The sequence below is a fragment of the Sphingomonas arantia genome, from assembly GCF_042682045.1.
Lineage (GTDB): Bacteria > Pseudomonadota > Alphaproteobacteria > Sphingomonadales > Sphingomonadaceae > Sphingomonas_R > Sphingomonas_R arantia.
In genome coordinates this window covers 195391-208772 of the sequence record NZ_JBHUGS010000002.1, presented here as the reverse complement: position 1 = coordinate 208772, position 13382 = coordinate 195391, and the positions used below count along the sequence as shown (strand labels likewise).

General features: G+C 69.9%; 15 protein-coding genes. 10 read left to right on the top strand and 5 right to left on the bottom strand.

The window, feature by feature from the left end:
- The first annotated feature begins 40 nt into the window (after positions 1-40).
- Together ACFSGX_RS06685 and ACFSGX_RS06680 are read left to right on the top strand one after the other, a co-directional pair.
- Entirely contained in the window at positions 41-445 is a 405-nt protein-coding gene (locus ACFSGX_RS06685) for a hypothetical protein (RefSeq protein WP_380928532.1), read from the top strand.
- Complete coding sequence (locus ACFSGX_RS06680) at positions 445-1275, top strand: hypothetical protein (protein WP_380928531.1); 831 nt, start codon at positions 445-447, stop codon at positions 1273-1275. The genes ACFSGX_RS06685 and ACFSGX_RS06680 overlap by 1 nt, the downstream gene beginning before the upstream one ends.
- A 19-nt stretch (positions 1276-1294) precedes the next feature.
- On the opposite strand, the gene ACFSGX_RS06675 is transcribed toward ACFSGX_RS06680, so the two are convergent.
- The gene (locus ACFSGX_RS06675) at positions 1295-1909 is read right to left on the bottom strand and encodes a WG repeat-containing protein (RefSeq protein ID WP_380928529.1); all 615 of its coding nucleotides are present in this window, start codon (positions 1907-1909) and stop codon (positions 1295-1297) included.
- A gap of 98 nt (positions 1910-2007) precedes the next feature.
- Between ACFSGX_RS06675 and ACFSGX_RS06670 the strand changes: the two genes are divergently transcribed.
- On the top strand, positions 2008-2703 hold the full coding sequence (locus ACFSGX_RS06670; protein ID WP_380928527.1) for a hypothetical protein: 696 nt from the start codon (positions 2008-2010) through the stop codon (positions 2701-2703).
- 9 nt (positions 2704-2712) lie between these two features.
- Here the strand turns inward: ACFSGX_RS06670 and ACFSGX_RS06665 are convergent, their stop codons facing one another.
- Positions 2713-3294: an SH3 domain-containing protein gene (locus tag ACFSGX_RS06665; protein ID WP_380928525.1), complete on the bottom strand. Its 582-nt coding sequence runs from the start codon at positions 3292-3294 to the stop codon at positions 2713-2715.
- On the bottom strand, positions 3291-3986 hold the full coding sequence (locus ACFSGX_RS06660; RefSeq protein ID WP_380928524.1) for a hypothetical protein: 696 nt from the start codon (positions 3984-3986) through the stop codon (positions 3291-3293). The genes ACFSGX_RS06665 and ACFSGX_RS06660 overlap by 4 nt, the downstream gene beginning before the upstream one ends.
- Positions 3987-4186: 200 nt before the next feature.
- Here ACFSGX_RS06660 and ACFSGX_RS06655 point away from each other — a divergent pair, with 200 nt between their 5' ends.
- Positions 4187-4999 carry a hypothetical protein gene (locus ACFSGX_RS06655; protein ID WP_380928523.1) on the top strand — a complete coding sequence of 271 codons (813 nt, stop codon included), beginning with the start codon at positions 4187-4189 and terminating at the stop codon, positions 4997-4999.
- A gap of 15 nt (positions 5000-5014) precedes the next feature.
- Here ACFSGX_RS06655 and ACFSGX_RS06650 read toward each other — a convergent pair whose 3' ends face one another.
- Complete coding sequence (locus ACFSGX_RS06650; protein WP_380928521.1) at positions 5015-5419, bottom strand: hypothetical protein; 405 nt, start codon at positions 5417-5419, stop codon at positions 5015-5017.
- Positions 5420-5518: 99 nt separating this feature from the next.
- Between ACFSGX_RS06650 and ACFSGX_RS06645 the strand changes: the two genes are divergently transcribed.
- From ACFSGX_RS06645 to ACFSGX_RS06630, 4 genes are read left to right on the top strand one after another with little or no spacing between them, the layout of a single operon-like run.
- Positions 5519-5773 carry a hypothetical protein gene (locus ACFSGX_RS06645; protein ID WP_380928520.1) on the top strand — a complete coding sequence of 85 codons (255 nt, stop codon included), beginning with the start codon at positions 5519-5521 and terminating at the stop codon, positions 5771-5773.
- Positions 5774-5779: 6 nt separating this feature from the next.
- Positions 5780-6175: a hypothetical protein gene (locus tag ACFSGX_RS06640; protein ID WP_380928518.1), complete on the top strand. Its 396-nt coding sequence runs from the start codon at positions 5780-5782 to the stop codon at positions 6173-6175.
- Between the two features lie 31 nt (positions 6176-6206).
- Positions 6207-6848 carry an HD domain-containing protein gene (locus tag ACFSGX_RS06635; RefSeq protein ID WP_380928516.1) on the top strand — a complete coding sequence of 214 codons (642 nt, stop codon included), beginning with the start codon at positions 6207-6209 and terminating at the stop codon, positions 6846-6848.
- Positions 6845-7312, top strand: a complete 468-nt coding sequence (locus ACFSGX_RS06630) for a hypothetical protein (RefSeq protein WP_380928515.1) — start codon at positions 6845-6847, stop codon at positions 7310-7312. The genes ACFSGX_RS06635 and ACFSGX_RS06630 overlap by 4 nt, the downstream gene beginning before the upstream one ends.
- A gap of 6 nt (positions 7313-7318) precedes the next feature.
- Here ACFSGX_RS06630 and ACFSGX_RS06625 read toward each other — a convergent pair whose 3' ends face one another.
- The gene (locus tag ACFSGX_RS06625; RefSeq protein ID WP_380928513.1) at positions 7319-8287 is read right to left on the bottom strand and encodes a hypothetical protein; all 969 of its coding nucleotides are present in this window, start codon (positions 8285-8287) and stop codon (positions 7319-7321) included.
- Positions 8288-8436: 149 nt separating this feature from the next.
- Between ACFSGX_RS06625 and ACFSGX_RS06620 the strand changes: the two genes are divergently transcribed.
- Positions 8437-10857, top strand: coding sequence for a zinc-dependent metalloprotease (locus ACFSGX_RS06620; RefSeq protein WP_380928511.1), 2421 nt, complete (start codon positions 8437-8439; stop codon positions 10855-10857).
- 83 nt (positions 10858-10940) lie between these two features.
- On the top strand, positions 10941-13253 hold the full coding sequence (locus ACFSGX_RS06615; RefSeq protein ID WP_380928509.1) for a glycoside hydrolase family 3 C-terminal domain-containing protein: 2313 nt from the start codon (positions 10941-10943) through the stop codon (positions 13251-13253).
- Positions 13254-13382: the final 129 nt, after the last annotated feature.

The window sequence follows — 13382 nt, the reverse complement described above, 5'->3', positions numbered from 1 at the left end:
TGGCGAGGCTCCGGCCGCGCCCCCGGCCGCTTAGCCGCCGATGATCGGTCTCGTCGCACTGCTCGCCGCCACCGCCTGCACATCCGGTAGCGAGTTTGAACCGCCGCTCTGCCCCGCGCAGCTGCCGGCGGTCGCTGAAATCCGGATCGAAGAACAGGGCGCAACCCTCTGGAAAACAACAGGCGAGCCGCCCTGCGCGGATTTCCGCCCGACCTTGGCGGATGTCCGTTCGTTCTTCCGCGGCGCCAAGTCGGCCGACCGCCGCGACGTGCATTACACGCTGTCCGAATCCGGTTGCGTGGCGCGCGGCGCGGTCCGCTTCGCCGACGGCAGCCGCGGCCGGTGGCAGGTCGATCGCTTCGCGCTAGGCTGGCTCGACCGCGCCGGCCGCCCCCGCCTCACGCTCTACTGCCCGCAATGCCACCGCCGACCTTGGAGGCAATGATGGCCGCACCGACATGCCGCAGCATTATCGCGCGGATCGTCCTGATCGCGATGACCGGCACGTCGGCCACGCCCGGCACGTCGGCAGCACCCGCCCCACCCCGGACCGCCGCCCCCTGCCGCATCATGGTACCGCACGATCTCGAGGCCGGCGTCACCAGCTGGATCGGCCCGTGCCGCGGCGGCGCGGCGGACGGCATCGGTATGCTCCGCGTGCAGCGCAGCCTCGACTACAGCCTGTTCCTCGGTCAGGCCGCGAACGGTCGCCCCGTGACCGGCACGCTGTTCGTCTTCCCGCACGCAATGCTCGCCGTGACCCGGTTCGATCCCTACGGCCACCCGGTGTCGGGCGGCACCGCCCCCGCCGACCATGCGGCGTTCCTGCTCGGCGCGCAGGCGGCACGGCAGACCGCCGCGCATTTCGCCGCGCGCGCCAACACGGCCTCACGCGATTTCTACCAGCGGCTCGCGACCACCCTCTCCACCGCCACCAGCGCGACCGGCTATCCGGCCGGCACCATCGCCGCCCACGCGGCCGCGCTTAAGAAACTGCGCGCCGGTCTGATCGGTCAGGGCACGCTCGACGGCCGCCTCATCCTCTCGGTCCAGCCGAGCGGCCATTGCGGCACGTTGCTGACCTGGTCCGGCGGGTCGCACCGCATTGAATGGATGGTGCAGCCGAACAGCTATTTCCTGCCCAGCGGCCGCTTCGTCACGATCGGCATCTCGGACAACGTCCATCCACCCCGCACGCTCCGCTTCCCCCGCCGTGCGGCGCCGGGGATCAAGAGCGGGTTCGGCACCTTCACCTGGGCCTGCGCACCCGAATAACGGTGTCGACCGCCGTCCGCTACTCCGTGCCGGACGGCCGCTCGGAACGGTTCACGGCCACCACCTCGCGCCCGCGCCGGTCGATCACGCCCCACCGGCCGCCGGTCATCATGCGGTGCTCGCCGCCGTCGACCATCGTCGCCACACATCCGACGCACACGGCCGCGCGCCCGTTCGCGAACCGGTCGCCCCAATCATACCGGGTCCGCACCCGGATACGCAGCCGCCGGTCGACATAGGCCAGCTTGCCGTCGACCTTTGCGCGCGCCAGCCCCTCGACGAACTCGTCCGGCCCGTTGTCGAACGTCACCATCTCGCGCGTCACACCGTCCCGCCGGCGATAATACCAGCCCCGGCCGGTTACCGCGAACGACGCCAGCCCGCCGCGATAGCCCAGCGCGCCACTCACCGCCGGTGCGACGACCATCCCCTCGGCCGTTTCGGCCCCGCAATAATCCGCGTTCTGCAATTCGCCACCGCGATCGATGAAGGCACATGCCAGCGGAAAGGACGGTGACCCGCCACCGCCCTGCGCCCAAACCCCGGACGGCAGCGCCGCCAGCAGCAGCGCCGCCCCGGCGAAGAGCCCGCACCGTGGCGTCCCATGACCTGACGGCAAAGCCTGCATCATCATCGCCTAACAGGTTGCACGCGCGGCACGGCCGTTGCAACATCGGGCCTCACCGGATCCTGTCGATCGCCGCGGTAAGCCCTTTGGAAGGAAGCGTTCTCGTGCTGATCCGTCTGCCGATCATGATCGTCGCGATGACCCTTGCCGGATGCAGCGGCGGCGACAGCGGCGGCGGCGGCGTGGCGGAACCGGACGCCGCATCGACGATCGCCTACGGCTTCGACTATCGCTTCGCCTTGCCCGGCACCGCGGTCGGGCAGGCGCAGGATCGCCACATCGCGCTGTGCGACCGGCTCGGCCCCGCGCGCTGCCGCATGCTCGAAATGCACCGCAGCGTCGGCATGGGTCAGGGCGCATCCTCGGGTTCGCTCCGTTTCGCGGTCGCCAGTGCGGACACGCGGGCGTTCGACCAGGCGCTCCTCGCTCCGGTCAGCGCGCTTGGCGGCAAACTCGTCTCGCGCGATTTCGAGGCGGAGGATCTGTCCGTTCAGCGCACCGAGGCGCAGGCCAAGGTCGCGCAGAAGGGTGGCGCCACCAACCAGGCCGCGCTGGCGAACATTCAGCAACGACTCCAGACATCGGCGATCCGCATCCAGTATGACGGCACGAGCGGCTTCTTCGCGCAGGTCGGCGGCGCGCTGGGTGCGGCCGGCGAAACGCTGACTGCCAGCGTCGTCGCGCTGGTCTATGCGCTGGCCGCGTCGCTGCCGTGGCTGCTCGTCGGCGGCATCCTGTTCCTTGCGATCCGGGCGTTCGCCCGCTGGCTGAAACGCGTCACGGGGGGGCGGCTCGCCTGACCGGCGGCGCTACCGCCCCGGCACGCTGTCCGCCTCGACCAGCGAATCGCAAGACGTATGCTGGTTGCCGCAAACCGCGCCGAACCAGGCCTTCCCGGTCCGCGCGCCGATCGTCGCCTTCGCGCCTTCCGGAACGCGGTAGCGCAGCCGACCCCACCCGCCGCTGCACGCCAGGATCGGCTGCGTTCGCTCGCCCGCATCGCCCAGGTCCGTATCAAGCGCCACAACCACCGGCGCGCCGACCCGCGCTGCAGCCCGCCCGACGGTCGCCTGGACCGTGAACGTGACACGCGATCCATGGACCCAGCCGGTGCCGCCGAACACCGGCCGCGGCGTCGGCGCATCCAGATCGTCCGCACCGGCGATGTTCACCCATCCATCCTGCATATCGACGATATGAAACGACGGGGCATATCTGTCGTCTCCGCGGATCGCGGGCGGCAGCCGTCCGATCTCGCGCGCGCCCGACGCCGGCCCCGCCCGTACGCGCAGCCCCGTCGGGTCGGTATCGCTCGACCAGCCATCGATCGCGCACCGCGCCGCACTCGCTGGAACCGCGGCGGCCGCAAGGACCAGCATCAACCCCATCATGCCCGCAAATCCTCCGCCCGTTCCAACGCAACCGCATCACCCGACCCCAGTTGCTCGACCCGCAACGCAGGACCCGATCGCCGGATCGCGGGCATACCGTCCCGTCGGCGGAACGCGATCTCGACCGGCCCGACGGTCAACCGCCACCCGCCCGCCAAATCCAGATCGGGCAAGCGCAGCAGTGCCTCCGCGATCGCCCCGACATCGACGGACGGCGGCACCGCGACGACGATCGGCGGCCCCGAATGCCGCCCAACCACGATGCGGCAAGACGCGGCCAGCCATGGTTGCCAAGGCCAGGCCATCGCCACCCCACCCCGCGCCGCATTGGGCGAACCGCTCAGTGCCGCGACCTCGCGCGCATCCACCATGACGAAACCGCCCGTCCCGCCGTCATAGCCGTGACCAGCACCACAACGCGGGCAACAGGCATCGAGACTATGCGGGTGCCGCCGCCCCACAAGCGCGTCGTCCGCCGGCGTCGCCACCCGCCACGCCGCCTGCACCGCGTCCCCGCGGTCCAGCGCCGCCACCCCGAGCGGCGCCACGCACCACCCACATGGCCACGCCGCCACGCGTTCCCGCTTGCGCCGCTCGTCCCGCCTCATGGTCCAGCCCAACCACGGCAGGAACAGCGGCAGCGCCAGGCAGAACAGCAGGATCGCGACCGGCACGACCACCAGCAGAGCCACCGAACCAAGCCGGGACAGACCGTTTCGCTTGCGCCGCGCCCCAAACCGGTTCCGTATGCGCCCGTCCACGCTGACCTCTAGACCGTCGCCGCTGAACGCCACGGCTCCGCAACCGGACTGGTGCCACAGACACCGCCCCGCTACCAACCGATTGCAACGGACTGATTGTTCCAGACGCCCATCGTCCGAAGGGGACCGCAATGAACCTCCGCGACCTGTTCCGCAGCGCCCCGAAAACAGCAGCACCGGTCGACACGCCGCGCCTGACCGTCCGGGTCAACGGCCGCACGGTGGCCACCGTCCACACCACAGACATCCCCTGCGACCTGCACCCGGACGTCGCGCTCGACGCGCCGGCGACGATCGAATTCGTCGACGATGCCGGAACGGTCCACCGCCATCATCTGCCCGCGGACAGCGGCTGGCTGCATCTCAGCGTCCGCGTTCATCCGAACCTCGGCTGCCAGGCCGATGCCGTCGTCACCGCACGGCCCGATCACGCATCCGGAGCGGCGATCGCCGACGATGAGGTCGCGATGCGCTTCCAGCCATTCTTCCTGCCCGGTGCCACTGCGCCGACGCTGACCGGGCGTGGCCTGTTCGCACGCGGCCTGCACTTCGCCGGCCTCGTCACTCCCGGCAACATCCTGTTGTCCTGCGAATGCGACGCGTGCGGCCGCTCGTTCGTCGTCCGCTCGTTCCATGCCGGTTTCGCGGATCTCGGTTATTTCTACTCCGCTTCCGGCCGCCACACGCTGACCGTCGCGGCTTCCCTCCCCGGTGCGCCGGTCGCGCTCGCCGATCCCGATCCGACCGCGCTCGCCGCGCTGGAGGCGTCACTGCCGGCCGCGCCGGACGGCACCGCCTTCGCCTACCGCAACCCGTTCCGCTGCCCGCACTGCGCGGCACCCTACGTGGATTTCACCAGCCACCCCGAACAGCGCGCCGGCGAATATTACGGGCTGTACTTCCCCGAAACGCCCCCGATTCGCTTTGCCCCGCCCACACGCTGACCGGGCGATCGACGCCTAGCCCGCGATCACGCGGACATGGCGCCTATGGACCCAGCCCGAGCGGCACGGCCCGCGATACGCGCTCGGCCGCGGCACTGGGGTCGCGACCCCGCAATTCACCGGCCCATCGCCCTGCGGGTAGACGATCCCGAGCCACGCGCCACGGTCGGCGCAGATCGCGACCCGCCGACCCGTCCCGATCCGGTCCGTCTCGCGATACGGCGTGCCGCCAGGGCCGCTGCGCACCGACAGGAAATTGTCGCCCTTCGGATCGAGCCCCACGACCGCGCCCAGCGACGGACAGGCATCCAGTTCCGCGTCGCCCCCGATCCGGACCGCCACGGCGGGTGCCGCCGCGGCCGGCTGGACTGCGGCGAGCGTAATCACCGCAAAGACGGCATGGGCTCCATGACACGGCATCGTCGGTCCCCCGATCATCTCGACCGGCCGACGCTATGCTGGCAATCGTCGCCGTTCAAGCTAGGTTCGCCACCGGGCCAACCGGGTTCGGGACAAACCATGCTCGTCTTCCTTGCGATCGCCGCCGCTGCCACGCCCGTCACCGACCCACCCGCGGTCCGCGCGCTGATCGACCGCCGCACGGCGTGCAACCACTGGTCGGGCGAAGAACCCTACGACCCGGCCCGCGCCCGGCAGATCGAACACGCGATCCGCACGCTCCGCTGCGACACGCTCGACGCCGACGAACGCCGGCTCAAGATCCGCTACCGTGGCGATCCACATATCCTCCAGCGCCTCGCAACCGATCGCTGATCGCGCATGTCCCGCAGTGAAACCCCCGCCGGCGTCGCACGCATCCTCCGCCGCCGCGATCGGCGCGGTACCCGTCGGATCGCGGCGACCTTCCGCATGGGGCGCGACACGTCGGTCTGGTTCCTCCCACGGATCGGCGCGCGGCTGCTCTCCTGTTATGAGCGCGCGCCGCTGGTCTCCATCGCGGAGGTCATCGACGACCATATAGGCCAGCTCGGTTCACCGCTGATCTGGCTCGCGCGCCGTATCGTCTTCGCACTGGCCGGACGCCCGCGCGACATCGGCGAGCCCGACGACGATGTGCCGGATATCAGCTTGCCCGGTTCAGGATGGCGGGGCACGATCCTCGTCATCGCGACTTGGACGGTCCTCAGTGCCGGCGCAATCCATCTGCTCGGCTGATCCGCGCCGCCGCGCTTGAAGAGGGACCTCAATGCACACCGACCACCCGGCCTGGGGCATCCCGATCCCCGCGGATCTCGCCGCCCGCGTGCCCGACACCTTGCTCGTCCAGCTGCGCGCACGTCACGACGCGCCGCTACGCGCCTATCATGACTGGGCGCATATCCAGACACTGCTGACGCTGCTGATCGAGGTCCGGCCGCTCCTGCACGACGAGGACGCGGTGCTGTGGGCGATCCTGTACCACGATGCGATCTACGATCCGCGCGCCCCCGACAACGAGGAACGCAGCGCGCAGCTGCTCGAAACCGAGCTGTCCGGCCGCCTCGACCCTGCCACACTGGCACGCGCCGCGATGCTCACCCGCGCCACCGCCCGCCACTTGCTGCCGGACGCGGACGCCTCCATCCGGTCCGACGCTGCGCTCTTCCTCGATATGGACCTCTCTATCCTGGCGGCACCGCAGGACCGGTTCGACGGCTACGAAACCGACATCCGCCACGAATATGCGCATGTCCCGGACGATCTGTTCCGCGCCGCCCGCGCCCGCATCCTCACAACGTTTCTCGAACGCCCGCGCCTGTTCCTGTCCGACTGGGGCCACGCCCGGTTCGAGGCTGCGGCCCGTGACAATCTCCGCGCCACGCTGCGCCGCCTGCCCGAACCGCCATGACCGCGAACCGCAAGCTCAAGCTCCAGCGATGGGCGTTCCAGCTTGTCTTCGTGCTGGGCGGCCTCACGGTGATCTGGTTCGGCATCCGCGAACTGCTCGATTTCCTCCGCGCCGTCCGTGCCGCCGCCGGACCGGTGGATACCGAAAGCATCATCTTCGGCGTCCCCTTCTTCGGAATCTTCTTCGTCCTGACGGCCACGCCGACGATGTGGATCGCCCCGCCTCCACAGAAACGCACGCGCGCGCGCAAGAAACCGAAGCGCATCGCCGACACGGTGTTCATGTCCGTCTGGCTCGGCTGCGCCGGTCTCGCGATCCTGCTCGCGACGTTCGGCGGCTTCCTCGTGAACGCGCTGATGACGGAACACGGCTTCCACCAGTGCAGCGTCAGCTACGGGAGGAAGGTCCAGTTCAAGACCTGGGCACCGCACGCCACGCCGTGCCCGCCGGAAACGGAACCCTGAACCGGCTCAGCCGCCGCTCGTGCAATACTCGGCAAGCGGCGTCATGTCGGACAGCGCCATCATCTCCGGCCGCAGCACGATCGACCGGCTGGGCGGCAGGTACCAGCTCAGCATGCGGCACCGCATCCGCACCAATTCCTCGTCCGCCGGCAGATTTTCGCGCATCGTCTGGATCACCAGGTTGCGCGTCGGCACGGCCTGCGGCGTGATCAGCAGTGCGACGCGCGGCTCCGCCACCTTCCAGCCATCGACCAGATGGCGGTACAGCCCCCTGGCCTGCGCCGCCGTCAGGAAGTCGCGCGACGGCGATCCGATCATCACCTGTCCGCCGGCCGGGATCGTCTCGGTCCCCGCCACGTCACGCCCCGCCATCTCCGCCAGATCGATCGGATCGCCGCGGTGGTCGTCGTACAGCAACATCGACTCGATCGTCCCGACGCTCAGGACATAGACCGGCTCGGTGGCATCCTGCGTCGCGAAGAACGCTGCGCCGCACGTCGTCGCGACCAGCCGTTCCGCCTGCCGCGCCAGACAATTGGCCTGGAACGCCTGCCCCGGCGCGGGAAGCTGGAACCGGACATAGGTGAAATAGTCCGGTCCCTGGAACGCCGGATTGTCCGGGATCTCGACCGATGCGTTCCACAACGCGACCAGCAACCGCTCTGCCCATTCGGCCGGGCGATCCGCCACCGGCATCGCCGCCAGCCCCGCGACGACGTTCGTCAGCGCGATGTCGTACATCCGCTCCGGCTCGACCGCATAACGTCGCGCCGTGTCTTCCGTCGCCGCATCCCGTGCCGGCTGTTCGCCCACGTCCATGCCGCCTCCCACCCCTGTGGTGCCGGGCTCAGCGGATACCAGCGTGCCGCGCCGCCGTACAGCCGCCCGCCACTGCGCCCCGCCCAGCATCGGCGCCACCCACGCCGATCCGGCCGGCGCTCCAACGCCAATCTCGCCGGACCCGGCGTCAGCCACCCCGTCACTCTCCGCCCGTCACGCCACCGCCCGCATTCCTCTCGCGCGCCAGGCCGCATCCGCTCGATGTCCCGCCGCGCAATAATCGCTACCTTCGACGTCCCAAGCCTGTACCGTGTCTCCTCCATGCGCACGGGGGGACACAGGCCATGACGACATTCGCACGCCCATGGCGGGACGGCACCGCCGCCCTGGCGCTCGCAGCCGCGGCCCTGACCGCCACGCCAGTCGCCGCGCAGCCCACCGTCGTCAGATCCAGCCCGGACGGCGCGCTCCTCCCCACCACCGTCGACCAGACGACCGGCCGCATCCTGATCACCCTCCCCGCGCCCGCCGCGGACGGCACGATGGGCCGCTTCCTCTATTCCGCGACGCTCAAGACCGGGCTCGGCTCCGCCCCGATCCGGCTCGACCACGGCATGCTCTCGCCGACGCAGCTCCTCGCGTTCCGCCGGCTCGGTCGAAAGGTCGCGGTCATGTTCGAAAACCCGCGCTACACCGCGGCCGGCGGCCCCGACATCGCGCGCGGCGTGCGCGAAAGCTTTCCGACCAGCCTGATCGAACTCGTCGACATCGTCGCGACCACACCCGCCGGCGGCGTCACGATCGACATCGCCCCGCTCCTCACCCACGACGTCCTTAACATCGCCGGCGCGCTGAACGAACAGGCCAAGGGCTTCAAGCTGGTCGACCCGCTCAGCGCCGCCGACCCCGCCTCGGTCCGAGTCTTCCCCGACAATATCGAACTTGAGGCGGTCCAGACCTACGCCTCCGACAGTCCGGGGGACGAGGTCGACACCATCGCCCCCGACGGTCGCCAGGTCAGCTTCACCGTCCACCACTCGCTCGTCCGGCTGCCCGCGCCGGGTTTCGTGCCGCGGCGGTTCGACATCCGCTCCGGCGCGCATGCGACCCAGGTTTATGATTTCGGCACGCCGCTCGGCGACGATATCCTGCTGCAACACGCCAACCACTTCCGGCTGGCGAAACTCGACCCCGCCGCCGCCCGCTCGCGCGTCCGCAAGCCGATCGTCTTCTACATCGACAACAGCGCACCGGAACCGATCCGCACCGCGCTGGCCGAAGGCGTCGCGTGGTGGAACCAGGCGTTCGACGCGGCGGGCTATATCGACGCGTTCCAGGTCCGCATCCTGCCGCCCGGCGTGGACGCGCAGGACGTCCGCTACAACATCGTCAACTGGACGGAGCGCCAGACGCGCAGCTGGTCCTATGGCGGCGGCGTCATCGACCCGCGCACGGGCGAGATCATCAAGGGCAATGTCGTGCTCGAAGGGTTGCGCCTGCGCCAGGACATCATCCTGTTCGAAGCGCTCGTCGGCGCGAACCAGACCGGCACCAACGGCCCGAACGACCCGATCCGCGTCTCGCTCGACCGGATCCGCCAGTTGGGCGCGCATGAGGTCGGCCACGCGATCGGCTTCGTCCACAATTTCGCCGCCAGCACGCAGGACCGCACCTCGGTCATGGACTATCCCTTCGCGCGCATGACGTTGAAGGACGGCCGGATCGACCTGTCCGACGCCTACGCCAGCGGCATCGGCACCTGGGACAAGTACGTCGTCGACTGGCTCTACGGCCAACCCAAGCCCGGCGTCGATGCGGACGCGGAGGCAGCGCGGAAGGCCGCCGCCGCATCGAACCTGCGCTTCCTGACCGACATCGACGGCCGCTCCAGCGACCTCGCCGTCCCCAACGACAATCTCTGGACCGAGGGCGCGGACGAAGCGCCAGACCTCACCCAGATGATGGCCGTCCGCCGCGTCGCGCTCGCGAACTTCGGCCCCGGTGTGCTCCGCGCAGGCGAACCGCTCGCCAACCTCCGCCGCAAGTTCGTGCCCGTCTGGCTGCTTCACCGGTACGAGGTCGCCGCGGTCGGCAAGCTGATCGGCGGCGTCGACTACAGCTACGCCGTCGCTGGCGGCGGCAGGCCCGAACCCACCCCCGCCGCGGCCGACAAGCAGTCCGCGGCCCTCGACGCGCTGCTCGCCACCCTGTCCGAACGCGAACTCGCCATCCCCGGCCGCCTCGCGCTCATGCTCTCGTCCGGCGTCAACGGCCGCGCCGATCCGCAGTTCGATACGGAGGTGTTCGGCAATGCCGGTGCCGCGGTGTTCGACCCGCTGGTCGCCGCCGACGTCGCGGCGCAGGTCACGCTCGAAACGCTGCTCGCCCCCAGCCGACTGACTCGCGTCCGGCTTCAGCACGATCGCGACCCCGCGCTGCTCGGCCTCGACGACCTGCTCGACCGCCTCACCCGCGCCGCGATCGACGATCGCCGCACCGCGGTCGGCCGCCGCGTCGCGCACCGCACGATCATGACGATGGCCCGCACTGCGCGCGATCCCGCCACCTCGATCGACGTCGCCGCCATCCTCGACGGCCGCCTCACGTCCCTCGCCGATCGGTTCGCCGCCGCCAAGGGCACCGGCGAAGACGCCGCCTGGTCGCACAGCATCGCCGCCACCCTGCGCGACGACGACGCCCTCACGCGCGAAATCGGCAAGGGCGGCCGCACCGTGCCCGCGATCCCGCCCGGCATGCCGATCTGATACCGCCGGTCTTGGCGGCAACCGTCGCAGGCGATAGAGAGACCGCGACAAGCAATAAATGGCATCTCAGGGGGAGACTATTGATGACCGACGCACCTCGCCGCGCCTTGGCCCGCACCACGCTCGCCGGCGCCGCCCTCGCCTGCCTCGCCGTCGCCTCCGCGGCCGGTGCGCAGACCACCAATAACGCCCCCACCGCCGCTGCGGCGCGGACCGAGGGCCCTGCCACGCGCCCCTGGATGAACGCCACTTTGACCCCGGACGCGCGCGTCGATCTGCTGCTGAAGGAGATGACGCTCGACGAGAAGCTCCAGCTCACCTTCGGCTATTTCGCGACCAGCGCCGACTGGCTCAAAACGCCGACCAAGAACTGGGCCTATCCCAAGGACGGCCTGCCCGGATCGGCCGGCATCGTCCCCGGCATCCCGCGGCTCGGCATCCCCAATCAGTGGCAGACCGACGCCGGTGTCGGCGTCGCCAGCCAGCGCGGGCCGACGCCGCGGCTGCGCACCTCGCTGCCGGCGGGCATTGCCACCGCCGCCACCTGGAACCCGGAGGTCGCCGAAGCCGGCGGCGCGATGATCGGGAACGAGGCATATCTGTCGGGCTTCAACATCATGCTCGCGGGCGGGATGAACCTGCTCCGCGAACCGCGCAACGGCCGCAATTTCGAATATGGCGGGGAGGATCCGCTGCTCGCCGGCGTCATCACCGGGCACGAGATCAAGGGCATCCAGTCGCAGCACGTCGTGTCGACGATGAAGCATTATGCCTTCAACGGGCAGGAAACCAACCGCTTCACGATGGACCACCGCATCGGCGAACAGGCCGCGCGCCAGTCCGACCTGCTCGCGTTCCAGATCGCCAACGAGGTCGGCCAGCCCGGCTCCGTCATGTGCGCCTACAACCGCGTCAACGGCGCCTACGCCTGCGAAAACGACTGGTTGCTCAACACCGTGCTGAAGACCGACTGGGGCTTCAAGGGCTATGTCATGTCCGACTGGGGCGCGACCCACTCGACCAGCGCCGCTGCCAACGCCGGGCTCGACCAGCAATCCGGCTGGGCGTTCGACCGCAGCCCCTATTTTGCCGACGCGCTGCGCGAAGCGGTCAATAACGGCCATGTGACTGAAGCCCGCGCCAACGACATGGCGCGCCGTGTGCTCTGGGGCATGGTCTCGGTCGGCGCGCTCGACACGCCGGTCAAGGGCGACCGCGCGACGACGATCGACTATGCCGCCCACGCCGCGGTCACGCGCACCGATGCCGAGGAAGGCATCGTCCTTCTCAAGAACACGCCCGGCCTGCTGCCGCTGGCGAAGACCGCGCGCTCGATCCTGCTGATCGGTGCGCATGCCGATCTCGGCGTGCTGTCGGGCGGCGGTTCGTCCCAAGTCTATTCGTACAACGCGCCCACCAACGGCCTCGTCGTGCCGGACGCCTACCCCAGCGGCTTCCCCGGTCCCAAGCTCTACCACGCCTCCTCCCCGATGAAGGCGTTGCAGGCGCGCACCAGCGCTACCGTCACCTATCTCGACGGCAAGGACGTCGCGGCGGCCACCGCTGCGGCGCGCAAGGCCGATGTCGTGATCGTGTTCGGCGAACAGTGGACCGGTGAATCGCTCGACGTGCCGGACCTCAACCTGCCGGACAAGCAGGACGCGCTGATCGCCGCCGTCGCGCGCGCGAACCGCAAGACGGTCGTCGTGCTCGAAACCGGTGGCCCCGTCCTCATGCCCTGGCTGTCGAACGTCGGCGCGGTGCTGGAGGCCTGGTATCCCGGCACCGCCGGCGGCGAGGCGATCGCCCGCGTCCTGACCGGCGAGGTCAACCCGTCCGGCCACCTCCCCGCCACCTTCCCCGCCTCCGTCGCGCAACTCCCGCGCCCGAAGCTGGAGGGCGACCCGAAGCTCGACCGCGACTCCCACCCGATGGGCAATTACGACATTGAGGGTGCGGCGATCGGCTACAAATGGTTCGACCGGACCGGCGCGAAGCCGCTGTTCCCGTTCGGCTACGGCCTGTCCTACACTAGCTTCGCCATGAACGGCCTGACCGCCGCCGCGGACGGCAAGACCGTCAAGGCCAGCTTCCAGGTCCGCAACACCGGCGCGGTGGCCGGCAAGACCGTCGCGCAGCTCTACGTCGCCGGTGCCGGCTGGGAGGCCCCCAAGCGCCTCGGCGGCTTCCAGAAGGTCGCGCTCGCCCCCGGCGCGAGCGAAACGGTCTCGCTCACCATCGACCCCCGCCTGCTCGCCACCTACGACACCACCACCCACGGCTGGCGCATCGCGGCGGGCGACTACAAGGTCATGCTCGCGACGTCGGCAAACGACGTGGTCCAGACCACGACGGTCCGCCTCGCCGCGCAAACGCTGGACAAGGGCGGCAAATAACCCGTTCATCACAGAAGACAGTGCCCCGGCGACGGCCGGGGCCTAGATGAAACAGCACGTCGATGAATCTGAGGGTGCGGTGCGATGCGGTGCGGTGCGGTGCGGCAGGGTAAGCTAACCCAAGCCCTA